This window comes from Caballeronia sp. SBC1 (genome assembly GCF_011493005.1).
Classification (GTDB): domain Bacteria; phylum Pseudomonadota; class Gammaproteobacteria; order Burkholderiales; family Burkholderiaceae; genus Caballeronia.
Window position 1 is genome coordinate 2,023,542 of sequence record NZ_CP049156.1, and the last position, 21,601, is coordinate 2,045,142.

General features: G+C 62.0%; 17 protein-coding genes. 9 read left to right on the plus strand and 8 right to left on the minus strand.

The window, feature by feature from the left end; translation table 11 throughout:
• Window positions 1–8: 8 nt before the first annotated feature.
• From kaiC to SBC1_RS08960, 5 genes are all read left to right on the plus strand, one after another.
• Window positions 9–1,691 carry a circadian clock protein KaiC gene (gene kaiC, locus SBC1_RS08940; RefSeq protein WP_165987568.1) on the plus strand — a complete coding sequence of 561 codons (1,683 nt, stop codon included), beginning with the start codon at window positions 9–11 and terminating at the stop codon, window positions 1,689–1,691.
• Window positions 1,688–2,035, plus strand: coding sequence for a circadian clock KaiB family protein (locus tag SBC1_RS08945; protein ID WP_165091033.1), 348 nt, complete (start codon window positions 1,688–1,690; stop codon window positions 2,033–2,035). Before kaiC ends, SBC1_RS08945 begins: the two co-directional genes overlap by 4 nt.
• A complete protein-coding gene (locus SBC1_RS08950; protein ID WP_206365945.1) occupies window positions 2,032–2,406 on the plus strand; it encodes a circadian clock KaiB family protein in 375 nt (124 codons plus the stop codon). Before SBC1_RS08945 ends, SBC1_RS08950 begins: the two co-directional genes overlap by 4 nt.
• 5 nt (window positions 2,407–2,411) lie before the next feature.
• The gene (locus SBC1_RS08955; RefSeq protein ID WP_165091038.1) at window positions 2,412–4,049 is read left to right on the plus strand and encodes a PAS domain-containing sensor histidine kinase; all 1,638 of its coding nucleotides are present in this window, start codon (window positions 2,412–2,414) and stop codon (window positions 4,047–4,049) included.
• A 263-nt stretch (window positions 4,050–4,312) separates the two neighbouring features.
• Window positions 4,313–4,687, plus strand: coding sequence for a VOC family protein (locus SBC1_RS08960; RefSeq protein WP_165091044.1), 375 nt, complete (start codon window positions 4,313–4,315; stop codon window positions 4,685–4,687).
• 45 nt (window positions 4,688–4,732) lie between these two features.
• On the opposite strand, the gene SBC1_RS08965 is transcribed toward SBC1_RS08960, so the two are convergent.
• The 8 genes from SBC1_RS08965 to SBC1_RS09000 all read right to left on the minus strand — a co-directional run bounded on the left by SBC1_RS08965 (window position 4,733) and on the right by SBC1_RS09000 (window position 16,191).
• Complete coding sequence (locus SBC1_RS08965; RefSeq protein WP_165091049.1) at window positions 4,733–5,590, minus strand: hypothetical protein; 858 nt, start codon at window positions 5,588–5,590, stop codon at window positions 4,733–4,735.
• A 678-nt stretch (window positions 5,591–6,268) separates the two neighbouring features.
• On the minus strand, window positions 6,269–7,345 hold the full coding sequence (locus SBC1_RS08970; RefSeq protein ID WP_165091054.1) for an AraC family transcriptional regulator: 1,077 nt from the start codon (window positions 7,343–7,345) through the stop codon (window positions 6,269–6,271).
• 488 nt (window positions 7,346–7,833) lie between these two features.
• Entirely contained in the window at window positions 7,834–12,198 is a 4,365-nt protein-coding gene (locus SBC1_RS08975; protein ID WP_165091059.1) for a DEAD/DEAH box helicase, read from the minus strand.
• 187 nt (window positions 12,199–12,385) lie between these two features.
• On the minus strand, window positions 12,386–13,624 hold the full coding sequence (locus SBC1_RS08980; RefSeq protein WP_241202094.1) for an RNA polymerase sigma factor: 1,239 nt from the start codon (window positions 13,622–13,624) through the stop codon (window positions 12,386–12,388).
• Between the two features lie 68 nt (window positions 13,625–13,692).
• On the minus strand, window positions 13,693–14,100 hold the full coding sequence (locus SBC1_RS08985) for a VOC family protein (protein ID WP_165091068.1): 408 nt from the start codon (window positions 14,098–14,100) through the stop codon (window positions 13,693–13,695).
• A gap of 75 nt (window positions 14,101–14,175) precedes the next feature.
• Entirely contained in the window at window positions 14,176–14,592 is a 417-nt protein-coding gene (locus SBC1_RS08990; RefSeq protein WP_165987570.1) for a YciI family protein, read from the minus strand.
• Window positions 14,593–14,748: 156 nt separating this feature from the next.
• The gene (locus tag SBC1_RS08995) at window positions 14,749–15,096 is read right to left on the minus strand and encodes a YciI family protein (RefSeq protein ID WP_165091077.1); all 348 of its coding nucleotides are present in this window, start codon (window positions 15,094–15,096) and stop codon (window positions 14,749–14,751) included.
• 270 nt (window positions 15,097–15,366) lie between these two features.
• Window positions 15,367–16,191 carry a hypothetical protein gene (locus SBC1_RS09000; protein WP_165091082.1) on the minus strand — a complete coding sequence of 275 codons (825 nt, stop codon included), beginning with the start codon at window positions 16,189–16,191 and terminating at the stop codon, window positions 15,367–15,369.
• A gap of 826 nt (window positions 16,192–17,017) precedes the next feature.
• Here SBC1_RS09000 and bcsD point away from each other — a divergent pair.
• The 4 genes from bcsD (at window position 17,018) to bcsA (ending at window position 21,601) form a co-directional block, all read left to right on the plus strand.
• A complete protein-coding gene (bcsD, locus tag SBC1_RS09005; RefSeq protein WP_165091087.1) occupies window positions 17,018–17,473 on the plus strand; it encodes a cellulose biosynthesis protein BcsD in 456 nt (151 codons plus the stop codon).
• A 230-nt stretch (window positions 17,474–17,703) separates the two neighbouring features.
• Complete coding sequence (gene bcsP, locus SBC1_RS09010) at window positions 17,704–18,609, plus strand: cellulose biosynthesis protein BcsP (protein ID WP_165091090.1); 906 nt, start codon at window positions 17,704–17,706, stop codon at window positions 18,607–18,609.
• Window positions 18,606–19,394 (plus strand): cellulose biosynthesis protein BcsQ, encoded by a 789-nt coding sequence (gene bcsQ, locus SBC1_RS09015; protein ID WP_165091094.1) that lies wholly within the window; start codon window positions 18,606–18,608, stop codon window positions 19,392–19,394. The genes bcsP and bcsQ overlap by 4 nt, the downstream gene beginning before the upstream one ends.
• Window positions 19,340–21,601: a UDP-forming cellulose synthase catalytic subunit gene (gene bcsA / locus SBC1_RS09020; protein WP_165091099.1), complete on the plus strand. Its 2,262-nt coding sequence runs from the start codon at window positions 19,340–19,342 to the stop codon at window positions 21,599–21,601. The genes bcsQ and bcsA overlap by 55 nt, the downstream gene beginning before the upstream one ends.

Sequence of the window (21,601 nt, forward strand, 5' to 3'; positions counted from 1 at the left end):
GAAAAACAATGACCGGTGCAGCGCTTTCAAAATCGCCGACAGGCATTTCAGGCTTTGACGACGTCACCCTCGGCGGGTTGCCAGCGGGCCGTCCCACCCTGATGTGCGGCGCGGCGGGATGCGGCAAGACCCTGTTCGCCATGACGTTCCTCGTGGAAGGCGTGTTGAAGTACGGCGAACCTGGCGTGCTGGTGAGCTTCGAGGAATCGGCGGAGGACCTGGCCGCGAACGTGGCGTCGCTTGGCTATGACGTGATGTCGATGATCGACCAGAAGAAACTCGCCATAGATCACGTCAAGATCGATCCGGCGGGAATCGAAAACACCGGTGAATATGACCTCGAAGGCCTGTTCGTGCGGCTCGACTACGCCATCAAAAGCGTGAACGCAAAGCGTGTCGTACTCGATACCCTCGAAGCACTGTTCGCCAGTTTCCCCGACGCCATCTTGCTGCGCGCCGAGTTGCGGTGCCTGTTCGACTGGCTTAAAGAGCGCGGCGTCACTGCCATTGTGACCGCGGAACGTGGAATCGGGGATCCGAACCAATTGACGCGGCACGGCATTGAGGAATATGTGTCCGACTGCGTGATCCTGCTCGATAACCGGGTCGAAAACCAAGTCACCACGCGGCGCTTGAGGATCGTCAAATATCGCGGCTCGGCGCATGGGACCAACGAATACCCGTTTCTTATCGATACCACCGGCATCAGCGTCCTTCCCATTACCTCAGCCGGTCTGGCGCACCTGACGTCGAGCGATGTCATCTCCACGGGCATCGCGGATCTCGACTCCATGCTGGGCGTGGGCGGTTATTTCGTCGGCTCCAGCGTACTTGTGTCGGGACTCGCGGGAACGGGCAAAACTACCTTTGCCGCGAAGTTCGTCGAAGCCCGCTGCAAGCTCGGCGAACGCACGCTCTGGTTCGCGTTTGAAGAGTCGCCCGAACAGATCGTGCGCAACATGCGCTCGGTGGGCGTGGATCTTGCGCACTTTCTGGGGGATACGCTCAGGATTGAATCTGCGCGGCCCAGCTTTTTCGGGTTGGAAATGCATTTGGCGCGGATGGTTCGCGACATCGACCTGTTCACGCCGTCCGCCGTGGTGATCGACCCAATTTCCTCGCTTCGCGGCGTGGAGTCGGAAGTGCACGCGACGCTGTTGCGACTCGTCGATCTCCTCAAATCCCGTGGCGTTACGGCAGTTTTTACAAGTCTCACCAGTACCGACCAGGCGTCCAGCGTGAACGACCGCAGCATTTCATCGTTGATGGATACCTGGATTTCGCTGTCGCATATTGAAACGAACGGCGAGCGCAACCGGCTTGTCTACGTGCTGAAATCGCGTGGCATGGATCACTCGAACCAGGTCCGCGAGTATCAGATCAGCAATGGGGGAATCGCCATGGTGCCGGCTTACGTAGGCGCAGGCGGCGTGCTGACAGGTTCCGCACGGCTCGCGCAGGAAGCGCAGGAACGAGACGAATCCGCCGCACGCGACCAGCTTGTGATGCAAAAGAAGCGCGAGCTCGCAAGACGCCGCGAAGCGGTCGAGCATCAGGTCGCAGAACTGCAATCGGCGCTCGATGCTGAAGCGTTGGAACTCGATGCGCTGATTGAGCAAAGCAATGAACACAAGCGTCAGCTGGACGCCGACCGTACCCGGATGGCACAACTGCGGCGATCGAAAAAATGACCGAACAGGACTCGTCCGCGCCGGCGGAACACGAAACGGCCCCCGCAGGCACGCCCGCCGCTTGCTCGTATTTGCTGCGCTTATATGTGGCGGGGGAAACGCCCAAATCGATGGCCGCCATTCGCAACCTGCGTGCGCTCTGCGCCACGCACCTGGCCGGCCAGTATTCGATCGAAGTCATTGATCTGCGCGTGAACCCGCAGCTTGCAGCCGCTGACCAGATCCTTGCGATACCGACCGTCGTGCGGCATCTGCCCGCGCCGCTCAGGAAAGTGATCGGCGATTTGTCCAATACCGAGCGCGTGCTAGTCGGCCTCGATATCTGGCCAAAGGACTCTTCGTGAGCGCCCTGTCCGTCGAAGCCGACGCTGGGGGCGGCGCAGCGCCTCCGCAGCCATCGGACACGCTTGTGCTGCGGCTGTACGTGACGGGCAATACGCTGCGCTCCACGCGTGCCGTCGACAACGCCCGGCGCTTGCTGGAAACCTATGCGGCAGGCCGCTTCGAGCTTGAAGTGATCGATATCTACCTGCATCCGGAAGCCGCGATCGCGGCTCAGATCATTGCCGCGCCGACGCTGGTGAAGCTGCGTCCAGGGCCCTCGCGAAGAGTGATCGGCGACCTGTCGGATTCGAACAAGGTGCTGGCCCTGCTCGGCGTGACGGTGTCGAACGTAACCGCGAATGCGTCCTCGGGCGTGTCCGTCAAACCCTGATGCGTATGTCCGATCAATCCTACCCCGCCTCACTGGAAACCGCGTCTATCGAGGAGCTGCGCGAGCGGCTGCGGGAAGCAGAAGATACCCTCGACGCCATCCGCAGCGGCGCGGTGGACGCCGTGGTGGTCGGCAGCGACGACGATCGCCGCATCTACACGCTCGAGAGCGCGGACCGGCCGTACCGCGTGCTCGTGGAGCAGATGCAGGAAGGCGCGGTGATGCTCTCAGCGGACGGCACCATTCTCTACGCCAACGAACGTGCCGGGCAGTTGCTCGGCGCCCAGGTAGAGCACGTGGTTGGGTCCGCGTTCAGCGCTTTTGTGCTCGATGGCCAGCACGCGCGCCTGCAGGAATTGATCCGCGAAAGCGCTACCGGCACTGCCCGCGACGAACTGACGGTGCTGTCGGCCAATGGGGAAACACCCGTCTCTTGCAGCTTCAAGGCATTTGAAGCCGGCCGTGACCAGGACCGCCTGATCTGCGGCGTGATCTCCGATCTCTCGCAGCAACGGCAGATGGAAGCGCGCCTGCACCAAGCTCAGAAAATGGAGGCGGTCGGTCAGTTGACGGGCGGCCTGGCCCACGATTTCAACAACCTGCTGCAGGCCATTCACGGCAATCTCGAACTCGTGAAGCGCTCGCCGGCCGATCCCGAACGCGTGCTGCGCTGGACCGGCAACGCCATGCGGGCCGTCAGCCGCGGCGCCAAGCTCACCGCCCAATTGCTGGCATTTTCGCGCTCTCAGAAACTCGAATTGAAACCGGTTGGGCTGGCGGCGCTCGTACACGGCATGGCCGATCTGTTCGACCGCACGCTGGGCGCCGGGATCGACCTGCGACTGGAACTCGGCGACGACAACGCCCTGGTCGTGGCGGACCCGACCCAGCTCGAACTCGCGTTGCTCAACCTCGCAATCAACGCACGCGACGCGATGCCCACGGGCGGCGTGCTGCGCATCAGCACGTTAGCGTGGACGGTCACGGACGACCCCGATCTCGCCGATGGCGACTACGTGGAACTCAGCGTCGCCGATACAGGCACCGGCATGCCCGCCGATGTCGCGGCCCGGGCGTTCGAGCCGTTTTTTACCACCAAGGAACTCGGCGCGGGAACCGGTCTCGGCCTCGCCCAGGTGTACGGAATCTGCCAGCAGGCCGGCGGCCATGCACAGATCGAGAGCAGCCCGCGCGGCACGCGGGTTTCTTTGTTTCTGCGGCGTTCGCCCGCGGCAGCCGATGCACCGGACCCGTCGGGGGCGGCTATCGTCAATGCGAGCGACCGGAGTGCGCCGCGCATCCTGGTCGTCGACGATGATCCTGATGTTCGTACGTTCATGGTCGAAACGCTGGTCGCGCTGGGGTATCGCGTGGACTCGGCAGCAGGTGGGCGCGCGGCGCTCCACATGATGGCCAGCAATCCTCCCGACTTGCTGGTGCTGGACTTCGCGATGCCGCATCTTGATGGCGCTACGGTAGCGAAACTGGCACGGTCCCAGGGTTTGCAGATGCCTATTGTCTTTGCGAGCGGTTACGCGGACACCTCCGCACTCGATGCCGCGATGGGCAACAATATCTCGCTGCTTCGAAAACCATTTTCTATCGGGAATTTGTCCGCGGTCGTTGCGGCGGCGTTGGGGTAAGGCGTGGACAGCATCGGGTTGCTGGCCATGCCAAGCGAACGGGCGTCGGTCGCTTTTAAAAGACTCGCGCGTAAGCCGATGAACGAGCGCGGCGACAATCCGTGCACTGCTGACAGAAACTGGCAGTAGTCGCGCTTACGATGGGTTCGACTTCAGCACCGGCGGTTGATCGCCGGCTCATTGCTGGATTCTCGGCCCTAGACCCGGCTATTCCTCATCGAACAACCCTCGACCCGACCCTCGACCCAACGCGAGCGAACACCATGACCGATCCCAACTTCATCATCCTGTACGTCGACAACCCTTCCTTCAGCGCCAATTTCTATGCGAGTCTGCTCGGCAAAACGCCCGTCGAATCTTCCCCGACGTTCGCCCTGTTCATCATGGAATCGGGTCTCAAGCTGGGCTTGTGGTCAAAGCATACGGTCGAACCGGCAGCGGCAGCAGCAGCAGGTGGCGGCGGCGAGCTCGGGTTCCCTGTGAACAACAGCGACGCTGTGCACAGTCTCTTCGCCGACTGGGTCAAGCGCGGCATGGAAATCATCCAGCGGCCGACAGAAATGGATTTCGGTTTTACGTTCGTCGCGCTGGACCCGGACGGTCATCGCCTGCGCGTGTTTGCACTTTCCGGGCAATAAGACGACGCTGCACGACGTCCGCTTTCAAGCGGACGGACGGCTCGGTCACCACCTTCTCAACGGCACTATTGCTTTGGCCGCTCTAGCCGTCACGCGCATGTGCAGGTCGGGTTCGTCGAAGGCGCCGTCTCCTCTGCGCCGCGCGTGGTCGAGTTCTTCCGCCAGCCGTTTCGCTTCCCAGTCGCGTTGCCACGCCTCTGCATTGTTCCGGCGTTCGATCGCGCGCAGCGCTTCGTCCTCACGATCGATCCATGCAGCGAACGTCGAAAATGCGCGGTCTATCGCTTCATATTTTTCTGCCGGGCCAGTCACCGAAAACATCAAGCGATCACCCTGCCCTGGGTGTTTCCAGTACACGCCCATTTCACGTTCTTCACGTTCGCCAGCCAGCGCCGTGGTCTCGCCGGTGCCGGACGCCGAGGTCGCTCGCTCGCCCACCCATCGGGCTGCTGACGCTCGGGATCCAAAGCCCCCGGCATTCGACACAGGCTCGGGCTCAACCGCCAGCACCCGGAACGGCCATTCGAAGCGGCCGGAGCGCAAGCGTTGAAACTCGCCGGGAGCATCGGTCGAGACGAATCGCTTCGCCACTTTGTTGACCGTTAGCGTTCGCGACGCGAGGTGCAAAGTGAGATCGACACCGCCGCCCGCGACCCGAATCCGGCCCTCGTCCTCGCGAATCTCTGCGTCGCATTGCGCCGACGCATACGACGACCGCTTGCCTTCACGATACCCATGCAGCCAGAGTGCGCCGATCACGGCAAGCGACAGCGCAATCTGGGTGCCCGACTGCGGCGTCGAGGTAAGACCCGCATACAACACGACGGCCGCCGCGCCGCACGTACCCGTCTTGACGATACGGCCGAAAAAGGTTTCAGCCTGGAACAAAGCAAACAGCCACATGTGTTTTCCCGATGTCACGTTTTTCTTGGTTTAAGGTCGAACACGCCGCGGCTCGATGTCCGTGACATCTCCCCGCGATGCGTGTTCGCCTTGAAGCGTCTTGAAGACGCTTTCTCTCTCAGGTCGGCGATTCTGTGCTTTTCAGCGTTCAGGCGCGGTCAGGTCTGAACGCTGCGGGACGGACGTTGCGGCCCGCACCTGCCTGCGCGCGCATGCATCCGGCGACTGATGACCGCTGCAGTGTTGGCGCTGATGACCCGGCGTAGCCACAGCGTTTGCGCCGGGCGATTCGGGCGCGCTGTTGTAGCCGTAGTGGTCTATCAGAGTCAGAGTTGCCGCAGTGGCGCTTGCCGTGGATACCGAGGGCTAGGGAACCCGGGTTTGCATCCGATGCGCAAGGCGTCCGCAACGCGCACGGAGAGCGCGTGGTTCATCGCGAAAGCGGCCAGCGCCAGCAGTTGGCGACACCTTCCGCGACCGAGAAATAACCGGCCTCCTTTTCCCCGCTTCGGCGTCTGGTCAATACCGTTCACGATGCCTGCGTGCACGCCCGGCAATGATGCCTTCGACGCACGCTGCCACCCTCTCATTCCGTCCGCTCTTTCCGCCCATTTCGTTCAACGCGTCGAGGATTTGTTTGATTGTTTATCCACACTTACAGTTGCGCTTACAGTCGCTTTACGCGCTCCGCGCTGACCCGCCCAGGCTGCGGATCGTCGCTGCGGTCCGGAAGCCAACGCCGCGCGCATCGCGCAAGCGGCTGCTATCGTCCACTGGCGTAGTGGCGCCAACCAGTACCGCGGCTGCGCGTTGCCTGCGGGCTTCTGTCGGCGTGCAGCCAAATCGCTCCTTGAACGCGCGGTTGAACGTCGATTCGCTCATGAAGCCGACCGCGCAGGCAATTGCACCAATGAGATCGCGCGAATGCAGCGGCGATTCGAGCCGGCGCATGGCTTCGTCGAGCCGGCGAGCGCGTACATACTCCGCCACGCCGCCCATCGGTTCGAAAAGTTCATAAAGCGCGGTTCGCGACACCTTCAGGATTTCGCGCAGCCTCGCCGGGCCGAGGCTCATGTCCGCCAGATTGCCTTCGATAAAACTCAGCGCCTGCGCGCGGATCACCGGCGTCAGGCGCGGGTCGCCGGATTGCTCCCAGCGCTTGGCGCGCCGCAGCACGCAAGCCGCGACGAAGTCCAGCGTGGCTTCGCCCGCCACGCGAGCCTGTTCGTCGTCCATCGAGCTCGCGACGCTCACCAGGCTGCGCATATGCGAAGCGATCAGCAGGCCAATAGGGTCGGCCGCCTCCCAGGTCAATCCGTGCATGCGCAGCGCGCCGCCCGTGCGCCGGTCAATGGCTTGGCGCGGAATGGTGAGCGTCAGCATGGGCGCGTCGCGAGTAAAACCGACGTTTTCGACGACGAGGTCACGCACGACAACCGATCCGAGCGACACCTGCTGGATATCGCGGCCAAAGGTCGACATCAGCGTGCCGTCGAGGAGGCAATGCACCAGGTAATGGTCGATGCCGGAGGTCGCTATCCTGCGGCGGGTGCGCTGAAATTCGACGTCTCCGCCAACGACGTGCGACATAAGGAGCATTGAACCTAAAGACCAGCTTTCCATCTTCGCGCGAAACGGCACGGATGGATCTTTCGGGCGCTGAATCTCAAATATGGCGTCGATCCCTTCGCGCCAGATTTCCTCGGCGTCATTGTCGGGGAAATCGGCACTGTCGAATCTGATGGGTGTGGACATGGCGTTACTCAGCCTCCATAGCAGGGTTCGACATGATTTTCCAGATTTGCCGGGTTCGGCTTTTGGCATTACCCGGCATCGCAAAGGAATTAACGGCGTTTTAGCGACAAAACTTTAGCATGTGTTTAAAGCGATCCGAAGGGAACGGGGAATTGTCGCGATATCCCTGCTCGTTCACTTTCTGGCAGACCAGACGGGAAGCGGCTTTCCAGAAGCCGCCGTCCGTCGATGCTCCCCGCGTCACACAGGATGCTAATTGCCAAAAACGATGGAATCGATAATGCGGCCCGCACGGGTTATGGGTTTGGGCAAAGAACGTTAGCTCTCCCGCGATCAGAACTTTCGCTCCACTTTCATTAATAACGGACGGGTTTGTTTTGTGCGCTGCAATGCACCGATTCGTTTTATCCACGTAATCTTTAGCAAGAAAATCAGCGTTCTACTAAAAATCTTTATCGCGAATTCCGGCTGGTTGTTTCAGCGGCTCGTCAGCGGCTCGTCATTAACGGGGAAACGGGCATTCGGTCAAAGCTGCGCCGGACAAGATGCCAGCGCACGCGCTCTTGCGATTCCACATCAAGTTCCACCAGGAAACGCGTTTTCCCCGCGATAACCGCCCCCACTGGCAAACCATCGCAATACAACACGCGATTCCCCGGCAGCGCCGGCACTTTCTCCCCGGGCAACAAGGTGCCGGCGAGATTCAGCGGATCGACCGCGCTTATCGCGATAAAGCTGCTATCGGCGGGTCGGTTGCGCATGGTGCGTAAAAGCGGCACGGCTTCGGGCAACGCGAACTGCTCGCCCGCCAACCCCGCAACGAATCGGCCGCCGCGAATCTCGCCGCGCGCTTCCAGCCGATGAAACACGCGCAGCAGATCCCGCCACGGCGGCAACCAGTCGGCCTCACGTTCGAGCAAGCGCCAAAAGATCACGCCGTATCGGCGCAACAGGGTCATCGCGACATGCTCGAGTGAATCGGCGCCGGGCGCGGTGCTGCTTTCAGAGCGTCGCAGCAGCGCCCAACGCCCGGCGTCGTCCATCCCGCCTATAAAACGGCCGCCGCGCCGTGGCCGTCGCCCGAAACTGTTGCGGCGCGCGGCCGGCGCGAGCAACGCACGCAGGCCGGCGAAACTATCGGCGTTCACCAGTCCAAGCGACACCAGTTCGCCCAGCGCGGTTTCGAGTTCGGTACCTAGCAGGCGAACGTCCGAACGCAGTTCATCGAAGAACATGGCGCCGTGTTGCGTGAGCGCGTCGAACACGAGCTGGGCACGCGATGAAGGCTCGGGAGACTGCACCGGTTGCATCAACGGATTCCACGCCGCCAGATTTCGACGCGGCAGCAACACGATCGGCGTGGTGCGCACCGGGCCGCCCGAACTGCGCGATCGAGCACCCGGACGGCTCCAGACAACCTTGCCGGAGCGGCAGAGGTCGTCGAGCCAGGTCATGGAATAAGCGCTCAGGCGCGCCGGCAGGATCTCATCCTCCCACGCGACCGCGGGCGCTTCGTAGCCTTCGAGCTGTTCGATCGCGAGCATCAGCGCGTCGTGGCCGTCGCCATGCGGATCGGCTTTCGCGTCCACGCTGACGTGTTGCCAGTCGAACAGGAAACGCATGAAATCCTGCAACTCGACCGGCTCGATTTCGCGCCGCAAACGCCGCACGGTGTATCGATGAATACGCGCCAGCAGATGCCGTTCGCACCACTCTTCGTCGGTTGTGTTTATTGCGCCCGGCGTGAAGCGGCCTCGCATGACATAACCTTCGGCTTCGAGGCGCGTCAGTGCGAGCGCTACCGACGAAACCGGCACGGCCAAGGCGCGAGCAATAAGAGGCGCTGGCAGCGGACCAAAGCCGCTCAGACGGGCGCGCACGATCTCGACGAGCGCATCGTCTTCGGTCCACGCTGCGTCGAAGCCGGGCAGCGGGTTGAGCGGCGGCTGCATCGGTGCAACCGGATGGATCGCGCGCAAGCACGTCAGGCGTTCGACCGGCACCCATAAGCCATCTGCCGATGTCACCTGCAAACGCGTCGCACGCCCCGACGCGGCGAGCTGCTGAAGCCACGCCGGCCAGCCGTCGTTAGCTTGGCACTCGACTTCGGTGATGCATGAAAGCCCCGACAGCGCCTCGTGCATTTCATCGGCGTTGCGAACCGTTGGCCACGCTTCTTCGCGCACACCCGCGATTGCCACGGCGTCGAGAGCGCCCAGGTCATCGCTCGATTGTGGATCGGTCCAGCCGCGCGCGAGCACGGCCTGGGTGCGGCGTTCTTCGATAGGGGCATCGTCGAGAAAGGCGTAAGGACGCGCCGATAAAACCTCCGCCGCCAACGGCGACGGCGCGGGCAAATCGCGTGTGACGAGCCGAACGTCGCCACTCTCGATGCGTCTTAATAGCGCGATCCACGCATCGCAATCCATGGCGTCGTGCAGACAATCATCGATCGTCTGATCGACCAGCGGATGACGCGGCACGTCACGCTCGCCCACCACATTTTCGATGCACGCAACCTGATCGGGAAACACGGTTGCCAGCAGATCCTCGCTCTTCATGCGCTGCAATTGCGGTGCGACCCGACGCCCGCCCGCGTAGCGTGGCAACGCAAGCGCATTGGTCGCGTTCCAACGCCAGCGCACGCCAAACAGCGGCGCGTCGAGCAGCGCCTGGATCAGCACATGTTCCGCAGTATTCGACCGCAGACAACGCCAGACTTCATCGAGCGGAAAACTGTGGCTGCCCGTCAGCGACAGCACAATGGCGTCCTCTGTCGCCGCAGCCTGTAATTCGAAGTTGAACGTGCGGCAAAACCGCTTGCGTAGAGCAAGGCCCCACGCGCGGTTCACGCGGCTGCCGAACGGTGCGTGAATGACCAGTTGCGTGCCGCCGGAGGCATCGAAGAAACGCTCCATGACCAGAACGTCCTGAGTGGGCAGAACGGAGAGCGCGGCTCGCGAGCGCGCCAGATAATCCACGATCTGCCGCGCCGCTTCCTCGCCAATTCCGGTTTGATCAGCCAGCCTGGTGGTGGCGATGTCGAGCGAGAATTCGCCTAGCCAGGCGTCCACTTGCGCATGCAAACGCGCTATCGCCGCCGACAATTCGTTGCTCCGTCCCGGCGCTTCTCCGAGCCAGAACGGAATGTTCGGCGGCTGGCCGTGCGCGTCTTCCACGCGCACCCGGCCACCCTCCACACGCAAAATCTTGTACGACGCATTGCCGAGCTGGAACACGTCGCCGGCCAGGCTTTCGACCGCGAAGTCCTCGTTGACCGTGCCAATCTGCAAACCCTGCGGTTCGAGCAGCACGGCGAAATCGGCGTTGTCCGGAATGGCTCCGCCGGACGTGACTGCGGTCAGCCTGCCGCCGCGCCGGCCACGCAAACTTCGAGCCACCACATCACGATGCACGTAAGCCCCCCGCACACCGTGCCGGCTCGTATAACCCTCGGCGAGCATGCGCAGAACTGCGTCGTACTGTGTACGATCAAGCAGTGCGTACGGCATCGCGCTGCGCACGAGTTCGAACAGCGCGTCTTCGCTCCACTCACGGCATGCCACTTCAGCAACGATGTGCTGGGCGAGGACATCGAGCGGCGCCTGGGGAATATGCAGCACGTCGAGTTCACCGCGCGCCACGCAATCGAGCAACGCCGCACATTCGATGAGATCGTCGCGCGATTCAGGAAAGATCCGCCCTTTCGGCGTGCCGCTCACCTGATGCCCCGAGCGCCCGACACGCTGCAGGAAACCGCCGATCGAGCCCGGCGAACCGAGTTGACAGACCAGCTCCACATCGCCGATATCGATACCCAGTTCCAGCGAAGCCGTTGCAATCAGCACTTGCAGCTCACCGCGTTTGAGCCGCTGCTCGGCATCCAGCCGCTGCTCTTTCGCGAGACTGCCGTGATGCGCCGCGACGGCAGGCTTGCCGAGCCGCTCGGTGAGATGACGCGCGACACGCTCGGCCATCCGCCGCGTGTTCACGAACACGAGCGTGGTGCGGTGCTGCGCGATGAGATCGGCGAGGCGGTCGTAGACACGCTCGCGCGCATCGTTCGACATGATGGCTTCAAGCGGGATGGGTGGCAGTTCGAGCGCGAGATCGCGTTTGCGCACATGGCCGACATCGACGATTGAACACGCCCGATTACCTGTCAGGAATTGCGCAACCAGTTCGATCGGCTTTTGCGTCGCCGATAACCCGATCCGCACAGGTGCTTCGTGATTATGTTCAACGCACAGCGCGTCCAGGCGTTCGAGACTGAGCGCGAGATGAGCGCCGCGTTTGTTGCCGGCAACTGCATGGATTTCATCGACGATCACCGTGCGCACCGTCGTCAACATCGCGCGGCCGGAATCAGAACCGAGCAGCACGTAAAGCGATTCGGGCGTGGTGACGAGGATATGCGGCGGGCGTTTTTTGACCGCACTGCGCTCCTTGGGTGTGGTGTCCCCGGTGCGCACCGCTGCACGGATGTCGATGGGCGGCAGGCCCAGACGCTCAAGTTCGTCCGAGATGCCCGCGAGCGGTTCCTGCAGGTTCACACGGATATCGTTGGAAAGCGCCTTCAGCGGCGACACATAGACCACAGTCGTCTCGTCGGGCAACGGGTTAGTGCTCGCCAGCGCTTCCCGAACGAGTTCATCGATTGCTGAAAGAAACGCCGTCAGCGTCTTGCCGGAGCCGGTCGGCGCGGCCACGAGCGTCGACCGGCGGGCCTTGATCAACGGCCAAGCACACTTCTGCGCCTCCGTGGGCGCAGGAAAATGCCGGCTGAACCAGGCCGCAACGGCGGGATGGAAGCCGTCGAGCGGGTTGGAAGTCGATGATTTTGCAGCGGTCATGACGCTAGTTTATTAGCGGCCGGGAAAACGCGTTTGATCGCGGTCGGTGCGCAACGGCTAACGAGCAGCCGTGGGCGAGTGTCCGGGAATGATCAGATCAATCATTAAAACGATCGATTTGCCCATCCAACGCGCCGTTCACGGGCGCGCTGCACAGCCCCGCCGGGTTGCGGCTGTGGACGTACGCCTACTCCCTCATCCCCTTCATCTCCGCCGCTCGCTCAAGCAACAACTCCTTCTCCCTAACATTGCGTGTCATTGATGCGGCACGTTCAAATTCCACCCGTGCCTCCTCACGACGGCCCAGCTTCGCCAGCAAATCGCCGCGCACGCTCGGCAGCCAGTGGTAATTCGTCAGTACTGCGTTCGACCCCAGCTCGTCGACTATCTCTAGCGCCGCCGCCGGACCGAACGCCATCCCCACCGCCACCGCGCGGTTCAGCTCCACCACGGGCGACGGGGCCACCATCGCCAGCGCGTCATACAGCGCCACAATCTGCGCCCAGTCCGTATCCTCCGCCCGCCGCGCACGCGCATGGCAAGCCGCTAGCGCGCCCTGCAACGCATAAGGCCCGCGCGCGCCGTTCAGTTTCTCCGACCGTTCCAATGCCGCGAGGCCGCGACGGATCAGCAACGGGTCCCATCGGCTGCGGTCCTGGTCCATCAACAAGACCGGCCGCCCGTTCGCATCGGTTCGTGCATGAGTGCGGGATGCCTGTATCTCCATCAACGCAACCAGTCCGAATACCTCGCTCTCATCAGGCGTCAACCCCGCTAAAATCCGCCCGAGACGCAACGCGTCATCACACAACGATGGGCGCATCCAGTCATCCCCCGCGGTCGCCGAATACCCTTCGTTGAAGATCAGGTAGATGACTTCCAGCACCGACGCCAGCCGTGCCGCCCGCGCATCGGCTTTCGGCACTTCGAACGGCACCCTTGCCGCAGACAAGGTCCGCTTCGCCCGCACAATACGTTGCGCGATGGTCGGCTCGGGCTGCAGGAACGCCCGTGCAATCTCGTCCGTGGTCAGCCCGCCGAGCAGCCGCAACGTCAGCGCAACCCGCGCATCGACTGAGAGCACCGGATGACACGCAGTGAACACGAGCCGCAGCAAGTCGTCGCCAATATCGTCCTCACGCGCGGCATCCAGCGCATCCACGAAATCCGGCGTGACGTGCTCCTCGCGCGCATCCATGTCAAGCCCCAACTCTTCGTGCTTGCGGGCGTGCAATGCATCCTGCCTCAAGCGATCAAGCGCACGATGCTTCGCCGTGGTCATCAACCATGCGCCTGGATTGTCCGGCACGCCGTCCACACGCCAATGCTCAAGTGCCGCGATCAGCGCGTCCTGAGCAAACTCCTCGGCGAGCGACACGTCGCGCACCAAACGCGCCACGACCGCAATCACTTTCGCCGATTCCATCCGCCACACTGCCTCTATCGCGCGATGCGTGGCCGACTCCAGGCGGCTGGACTCGCCGGACGATCCACTCACGGCGCGGCCGCCGCATTCGGGTCCATGTAGACAAACTCCCATGCGTGGCCGTCGAGATCATCAAAGCCGTGGCCGTACATAAACCCAAGATCTTGTATCGGTCGCGGCGTCGTGCCGCCCGCGCGCACGGCCTTGGCCACGATTTCATCGACCTCGGCGCGGCTCTCGCAAGACAGGCACGTCAGCGCTTCAACCTGCTGTTTCGGGTCGATGATCGTCTTCGTGGTGAAGGTCTGGAAGAACGGCTTGACCAGCAGCATCGCGTAGATGTTCTCGCCGAGGATCAGGCACGCGCCCTGATCGTTGCTGAACGTCGGGTTGAAGCTGAAGCCGAGTTCGCTGAAAAACGCCCGCGCTTTCGGCAGGTCCGCCACCGCCAGGTTTACGTAGATTTGTTTATGCATTTTTTGCCCTTCAAGGATGAGAGATGCTGGCGTAAGCCGGCTTCCGGGGATGTCTTCAAGTTGTTCAAGCCGCGTTCAAACTCGCCGCGCCGCTTCAAGCTCGCGGAAACGCTCGATCGATTCTCCCGAGCCGAGGTCGTCCAGTTCAAACAACTGCCGCACTTCGATTTCGCCGCTTTCATGCTCGCCCATCGGCGAAGGAAAACGGCGTGCCCATTCGATCGCTTCTTCGCGTGAACGCACCTGGATCAGCGTGTAGCCCGCAACCAGTTCCTTTGTCTCCGCGAACGGCCCTTCGATCACGCTGCGCCTGCCACCTTCGTAGCGCACGCGCCAGCCTTTGGCGCTCGGCTGGAGACCGTTCGCGTCGAGCAGCACGCCCGCTTTCGCCAGTTCTTCGTGGTAGGTCGCCATCGCGCCGATCAGCGCGTCCTCGGGGAGCACACCCGCTTCGCTTTTTTCGGTCGCCTTGACCAGGATGATGAATCGCATTGTTGTTCTCCTCGTGGTGTGCTTGTGGTCTGCAAACGAGAACGCTGGCCGCGCTCTCATCCCCACGACGAACCACGCCCGGAGAAATCGACAATTTTTATATGACCAAGGGTAAACGCGTACTAGAACGACGTGTACGAAAACGACGCGAAAACCTCACTCCCAGCAGGGACCGATCTTGCGCACCTCGACCTCGCACCATTGCGCGGCCGGACACGCCGATGCAATCTCGATGGCCTCTTCCTTCGTCGCACAATCCAGCAGGTAGAACCCGCCGATCATTTCCTTCGCCTCCGCGAACGGGCCGTCGATCAGGCTAGCCTCACCGTTGCGTTTCTTGACACGTACACCGCCCGTTGCCAGCGATTCACTCGCGATCAGCAAGCCGCGTTCTTTCAGTTCCGCGCCGAACTCGACCATGCTGTCGTAGCGAAGCTTGCCTTCGGCTTGCGAGTGCTCGGCCCGCTGTCCCACAGGTTCGGCGATGAGCAACATATAAGACATGACGTCTCCTGGATTAAGGTTTCAACCGCCCTTCAAGGTATCAACTGTGAAGGAAGCTTTCAATCCCCCATCGCATCGCCCCTAAGCGGTGGACTGCCGAAAAGCGGCTAATCCGTCGCCCTCTTTCACGGCCCGCACTCATGGTCGATTTATCGCCGGCAAGCAGCCGGTCTGGATGATCGTCGTGGTGGCGAAAACTGCGCGTTATACAGTGATCGCCGCGTTGCTGACCATGCAACCTCCATGGTCATGGTTGCAAAAGACACGAGCTTACTTTGCCGCAGCGCGGCTTAACCGGCGCAAACGCGCCCGATGATGCCGCGCGCTCAAGCGCTTGAACAGGCTGCCGGCGTGGGGATCGCCGAAATGAAATAGCGCGGTGCAGCGCACGCTGGTAGGCAGGCACGGCTGGTTGGCGTGCAGCGAACGCATTCCCCAAAAGAAATAAATGTTGCCCGGCCGCATAGGCACTGTGCGCGCCGACATTGCCCGCTGCACCGCGCTGCGTTTCCACAAGCGACAAGCGAGCGGACTTTCGACCAACAGCTTCTCGACGATATTGAACAGCGGCCGCAGACGCACGCGGCGCAAGTTCGGGTACATCACGAGATCGCCGGACAGTCCGCCGCGACCATCGGGAATCTGCAGTGGGATCAGTGCGGTGACCACGTATGAATCGTAGTGAAAGAGCCAGGAGTGTTTCGCGCCCGTGCCGCCTGACAACACCCGGATAGACGTCGCGATGCGCGATTCAGCGGGCGCGCCCTTCATCGCCCGGCGATACAGTCCTGCAAGTGCGGCATTCAGTGCAACGGACGTGGGGAACGCCGCAAGCGGACTGTCCTGGATCCACGCCGGACCCGCCAAACCCAGGTATTCGACGTTACGCCGTGTCAGTTCGCTATCGACATACTCGCGCATGGCGTCGAGCAACGGCGTTCCAATCACGTCGCGCAGAACCGCAAAGCCAGTGGTATCCATGGCGTGCGCCAGCGCGTCGATGTCCGCGTCGGACAAGCTCGGAAGCGGATCGGCGGGAAACCCGGCGCCCGGATGCGCGGCATGGCGCGCAGGCGTCGTTACGTCGATATTCATGGTGTCCCCGTCTGTTGTCCCCGTCTGTTCACCAACCTCGGCAGAGTTCGGAAATCATAAGTGTCCCGAACAATCCGCTGTGCGCGCTCACCCACACACCGGAAAAGCAACCGACAGGCCCATTTCATCAGAGGAAATCAACGGCCATGCGGCGCGCTCCAACCCGCTCCAATCAATATGCCATCCTGAACAAAACGACCATCGCGTGACGCATTAGCTATCCACGTCTTTCCTCAACAAACTTCGCCGCCCCGGTTCACGTGACAACGCGGCAATAATTGCTCGCCGGAAAAAGGCGCGGTGAAGTTTCTATTACCGATAAGCGTAGGGTTACCTCGGTATGCGACTAGTCTTATTCCGCCACGCTGAATCGGATTGACGGATATCGGCAACCCCAGGTCCTCGGCAAATCTACGGATGAAGCGGCCGGCAAACCCTGAATTCGTTAGCGCCAGCTTATGCAATATCAACAAGCAGTTCGACTCACGCCAACTTACCGACACAAGCGCTAGATGCAAGATTAAACTGACGAATGAATGGGTGGGATTAAACGTTTGCGCTAATGGCGGGGGGCTACATAACGTGGACATAACGAAGTTTTTGCCCTCTGTTTGCGGCTTTAACCACACAACTATTTGCTAATGTGAGTTATGTGGCAAAAACAAATCGCCTTGAAGTAGACTCCCGGCTTACAAGGTAAGCCGTAACACTATTACCGTCCATTGCAGGAAGGCGCAGTGTAAATACTACTGGTTGCGCCGTTAGCCTGTATCGCCTGTATCGTTTTTTCGCGTTCATTCAGCTGAAAGCTTTCCTCTCTAAGAATATGGCCATGACTCTCGACTATCTGCTGGACCGGCAAATTTCCTCGCAATGGCGAGGCGTACTGGTTGCGCTGGCGGAAGAATTCGATACCCAGATCGGCCGCGACGAGCTGCGTCAGTTGATGCAACGGGTAGGACGCCGTTTTGCCGCCGCCCACCCGCTGGCGCCTTGCGCCACCACGCCCGAACTCGGCGCCGCGTTAAACGCGATCTGGAATGACGTCGACTGGGGGTTTGTCGAGGTGGGCGACGAGCCGGATTATCTACGCATCGTTCATTGCTGTCCGCCGTTGCTCGCGTTCGGCGCGAACGCGCTTCCCTGGAGCCCCGCATTTCTCGAAGGCGCGTATCAGGAGTGGTTAAGCGCACTCGGCGCGCAAGGCTTGTCGGTAGTGCAAGCGGGCGAGTTCGACGAAAGCGCTGCAGTCGAATTCAGACTCGGCCGCTATAGCAACTAAGGGCAGCTCAGAGCACGTTCAGCTTCGCTTGGCTGAGCGAGCCTGAGGCTGGACCGGAAACTCCCTTAGCTTTTACGAATGCAGTACGGGTCCGACACCGGACCCGGCAGTCAACCAGGTAGTCAATCAGGCATTGCCCGCATCAGCGCCCAAAAGCGCGCGAGACGTCACTGGCCAGTGGTCGTCGAGGCAAGGCCCAAAGTACAACCGAGAGTACGAGGACGCAGCACATGAACCCTTCGCGCGATATTGAGAAGCTGTTCGACAAATTTGGCGGCGATGCCGGCAACTACCAGGAGATCGGCCGCGAAAACGAGGCGATCCACGCCCGCACGCGCTGGCCGTTGCTCGCGACCCTTGACCTCTCGCAGCCATCGATCCCGAACATCGCGCCTCGCCGCGATGCTCACCTGCCCCACACGCACGACCGCTCCGGCGAACATCGCAACGTGCCGAACAGCTTGACGGAGCCGTCGGACGCGGCGCCGCTCAACCGCGGCAAACCACCGCTCTTCGCGCGCGCGCATCGGAAGACGATTCCGCCGGTCGCCAATGTCGCCTTGCCGTCGGCGCCGGTCGGCGCAGCGCGTTTCTCGGCGCTGGTCGAAGCGGTTGAAGAAACGTCGAACGCGGTGGAAGCCGAGACCGTGCCGCCAGCCGCCGCGCAACCGCAGCAGCCAGCACGACTGCCGCAGCCGCTGTTCCGGCCGTTCCACACGCAACAAGAGCAACACCTCCCGCAGCGCGCCCAACAACCACAACCGCGCACGCAACCGCTCACCACGCCTGCGAGCGCGCCCGGCCAGCCCACGGGTTTCGCTGCCGCGCTGCAACGCTCGAACACCACGGCGAGATCGCCGTCGTTGCCGCGTGTGCAAGCACCCGTCGCAACGCCGACACCCGCACCCGCGCCTGAACCCAAGGCCCAATCGATCCTCGGCAAGCTGTTCCGGCCGCAGGCGCACGCCCAGCCTGCGCCTCAACCGAGCGCACCGCCGGACTCCCTCGAGTCGATGTTCCAGCGTCTGCGCGCACCGGTCGCGCCGGCAACGGCACCGGCACCCGTCAACTCGCCGCTGAACGCACCGGTCCCGGGCGCAGGTTCGTGGCTCGCCAAGCGCAACGCATCGTCATGAAAGTCATCACCGTCGTCTCTGCCAAGGGTGGTGTCGGTAAAACCACGCTCGCGGCGAACCTGGCCTCGGTGCTCGCTGCACGCGGGCGGCGCGTGATCGCGCTCGACCTCGATCCACAAAACGCGCTGCGCCTGCATTTCGGCATTCCGCTCGACAGCATCGACGGACTGTCGCGCGCCACGCTCGCCGGCGATCCGTGGCAAACGGTGATGTTCGATGGTGTCGACGGCGTCACGGTCCTGCCCTACGGCGCGGTGGTGGAAGACGATCGCCGCCGCTTCGAATCGCACATCGACCGCGACCCGCAATGGCTCGCTCAATCGCTTGAAAAACTGGGACTCGATGCCGCGGATATCGTGATAGTCGATACCCCGCCGGGGTCGTCGGTCTATACGCGCACGGCGCTGTGCGCGTCGAATTTTGCGTTGAACGTCGTGCTGGCCGATGCCGCTTCGTACGCCGCCATCCCGCAGATGGAACGCATGATCGAGGCCTACGCCACGCCGCGTTCGAATTTCGTGGGCACGGGCTACGTGGTGAACCAGGTGGACCAGTCGCGGCAATTGACGAAGGACGTACTCAAGGTGCTGCGCAACCTGCTCGGCGACAAGCTGTTCCCGGGCGTTATCCACCTTGACGAAGGCGTGAGCGAGTCGCTTGCCTGCGACACCACGCTGATCCATTACGACCCGTTGAGCCAGGCGGCCGCCGATCTGCGCACGTGCGGCGAATGGCTCACCAGCGCGGTCGATTCCAAGCAGCTCTCGCCAAGGAACGTCGCATGAGCAAGCCACGCGCACAGGCATTGTCCGAAGCCGACGAAGTTGCGTCGCGGCTGGAAGGTTTTGTCGATTCAAGGATCTGGAGCAGCCGGATTTTTACGACGATCCTCACGCTGTTCGCCCTCTCGACAATGTATTTCGTCTGGACCGTACCGCTCGAGTTCACCCAGCAACTGATTTTCGCGTGCTGCTGCTTCGCTTTCGCACTCGCGTTCCGGCGGCTGCGCGGCCAGTACGCGACGCTCGTCATGATCATGTTGTCTGTCGCGGTCACCGGCCGCTACATGTACTGGCGGCTGACCGAGACAACTTACTGGGAACGTCCGCTCGACGCCGCCTGGGGTTTGCTGCTGGTCGCAGCCGAGGTCTACTCGGCTATCGTCCTGATGCTCGGTTATTTCCAGACCGCATGGCCGCTGCAGAGAAAGCCTATGCCGTTGCCGGAAAACCGCGATGAATGGCCGACCGTCGACGTTTTCATCCCGACGTACAACGAGCCGCTCGGCGTGGTGAAGCCGACTATCTATGCGGCGCTTGCGATCGATTATCCGGCGGACAAGATCTCCATTCACGTTCTCGATGACGGCCGTCGTCCGGAGTTCAAGGCGTTCTGCGAAGAGGTCGGCGTTACCTGGACGATCCGCACGCACAACCGGCATGCGAAGGCCGGCAATATCAACGAAGCGCTGAAAATCACGAAGGGCGAGTTCCTCGCCATCTTCGATTGCGATCACATTCCCACGCGCTCGTTCCTGCAGATCGGCCTTGGCTGGTTCCTGCGCGACAAGAAGCTGTCGATGCTGCAAACGCCGCACCACTTCTTCTCGCCCGATCCGTTCGAACGCAACCTGGGCACGTTCCGCAAGGTGCCTAACGAAGGCGAGCTGTTCTATGGCCTCGTGCAGGACGGCAACGACCTCTGGAACGCGACCTTCTTCTGCGGCTCGTGCGCGCTGCTGCGCCGGACAATGGTGGAAGAGATTGGCGGCATCGCGGTCGAGACGGTGACGGAAGACGCGCATACGGCGCTCAAGTTGCATCGGCTCGGCTATACGACCGCGTATCTCGCGATCCCGCAGGCGGCTGGCCTCGCCACCGAAAGTTTGTCCGGCCACATCGGCCAGCGGATTCGCTGGGCGCGCGGCATGACGCAGATTTTCCGGATCGATAACCCGCTCACCGGCAAGGGCCTGAAAATCGGTCAGCGGCTCTGTTACCTGAACGGGATGATGCACTTCTTCTACGGCATCCCGCGCCTTGTGTTCTTGACCGCGCCGCTGTCATATCTGTTTTTTGGCGCGCACGTGATCCACGCGGCGGCCGGCACGATCGCCATCTTCGCGCTGCCGCACATGATGCATGCGAGCATCACGAACTCGCGCATGCAGCGCTCGTTCCGGCATTCGTTCTGGGCTGAAGTGTATGAGTCCGTGCTGGCGTCGTACATCACCGCGCCTACTCTCCTCGCACTGATCAACCCGAAACTCGGCAAGTTCAACGTAACGGCGAAGGGCGGCCAGATCTCGAAGGATTATTTCGACTACGCCATCTCGCGCCCGTATCTGTTCCTGCTGGTGCTGAACCTCCTCGGGTTTATCGCGGGACTCGTGAACATCTACCTGCACTGGGATGTCAGCAGCGAAGTGAACACGGTCTTGCTGAACCTCGCGTGGACCACCTACAACATGCTGATCCTCGGTGCGAGCGTGGCGGCTGCAAGCGAACGCCGGCAAGTGCGCACGACACATCGGGTAGAAATGAAAATGCCCGTGATGCTCAAGTTCTCGACCGGCCGCACCCTCGCCTGCGAAACCATGGACTACTCGGAAGGCGGCGTGGGCGTGAAGCTGCCAGGCGACCTGGAAGTGCCGCTGCACGAGAAAGTCACCGTCTCGCTATTTCGTGGCGATGAAGAATACGCGTTCCCGGCGACCGTCGGTTTTACCGCCGTCGGGCGTGTGGGTCTGCGTTTTTCGGCACTCACGCGTGAGCAGGAATTCGAGTTCGTGAAGACCACCTTCGCCCGCGCCGACGCCTGGACCAACTGGTCTGAAGGACGCACGCCGGACGCGCCGCTACGCGGCTTGCGGCATGTGCTGGTGGTAGGCATGGGCGGTATCGGCGCGTTGTTCGACCACCTTTTCACCGACGCGAAGAACTGGCTCACGACCCGTTCACCCGACGTTAAAAAACTGAAGACGAAAGACTGA

Coding starts and splice junctions, on each gene's coding strand:
- SBC1_RS08980 (WP_241202094.1), bottom strand. CDS start 13,624: ATGGAATCGGCGAAAGTGATTGCGGTCGTGGCGCGTTTGGTGCGCGAC.
- bcsA (WP_165091099.1), top strand. CDS start 19,340: ATGGCTCACCAGCGCGGTCGATTCCAAGCAGCTCTCGCCAAGGAACGT.
- SBC1_RS08975 (WP_165091059.1), bottom strand. CDS start 12,198: ATGACCGCTGCAAAATCATCGACTTCCAACCCGCTCGACGGCTTCCAT.
- SBC1_RS08985 (WP_165091068.1), bottom strand. CDS start 14,100: ATGCATAAACAAATCTACGTAAACCTGGCGGTGGCGGACCTGCCGAAA.
- SBC1_RS08955 (WP_165091038.1), top strand. CDS start 2,412: ATGTCCGATCAATCCTACCCCGCCTCACTGGAAACCGCGTCTATCGAG.
- kaiC (WP_165987568.1), top strand. CDS start 9: ATGACCGGTGCAGCGCTTTCAAAATCGCCGACAGGCATTTCAGGCTTT.
- SBC1_RS08990 (WP_165987570.1), bottom strand. CDS start 14,592: ATGCGATTCATCATCCTGGTCAAGGCGACCGAAAAAAGCGAAGCGGGT.
- SBC1_RS08970 (WP_165091054.1), bottom strand. CDS start 7,345: ATGTCCACACCCATCAGATTCGACAGTGCCGATTTCCCCGACAATGAC.
- SBC1_RS08995 (WP_165091077.1), bottom strand. CDS start 15,096: ATGTCTTATATGTTGCTCATCGCCGAACCTGTGGGACAGCGGGCCGAG.
- SBC1_RS08960 (WP_165091044.1), top strand. CDS start 4,313: ATGACCGATCCCAACTTCATCATCCTGTACGTCGACAACCCTTCCTTC.
- SBC1_RS08945 (WP_165091033.1), top strand. CDS start 1,688: ATGACCGAACAGGACTCGTCCGCGCCGGCGGAACACGAAACGGCCCCC.
- bcsP (WP_165091090.1), top strand. CDS start 17,704: ATGAACCCTTCGCGCGATATTGAGAAGCTGTTCGACAAATTTGGCGGC.
- bcsD (WP_165091087.1), top strand. CDS start 17,018: ATGGCCATGACTCTCGACTATCTGCTGGACCGGCAAATTTCCTCGCAA.
- SBC1_RS09000 (WP_165091082.1), bottom strand. CDS start 16,191: ATGAATATCGACGTAACGACGCCTGCGCGCCATGCCGCGCATCCGGGC.
- SBC1_RS08965 (WP_165091049.1), bottom strand. CDS start 5,590: ATGTGGCTGTTTGCTTTGTTCCAGGCTGAAACCTTTTTCGGCCGTATC.
- bcsQ (WP_165091094.1), top strand. CDS start 18,606: ATGAAAGTCATCACCGTCGTCTCTGCCAAGGGTGGTGTCGGTAAAACC.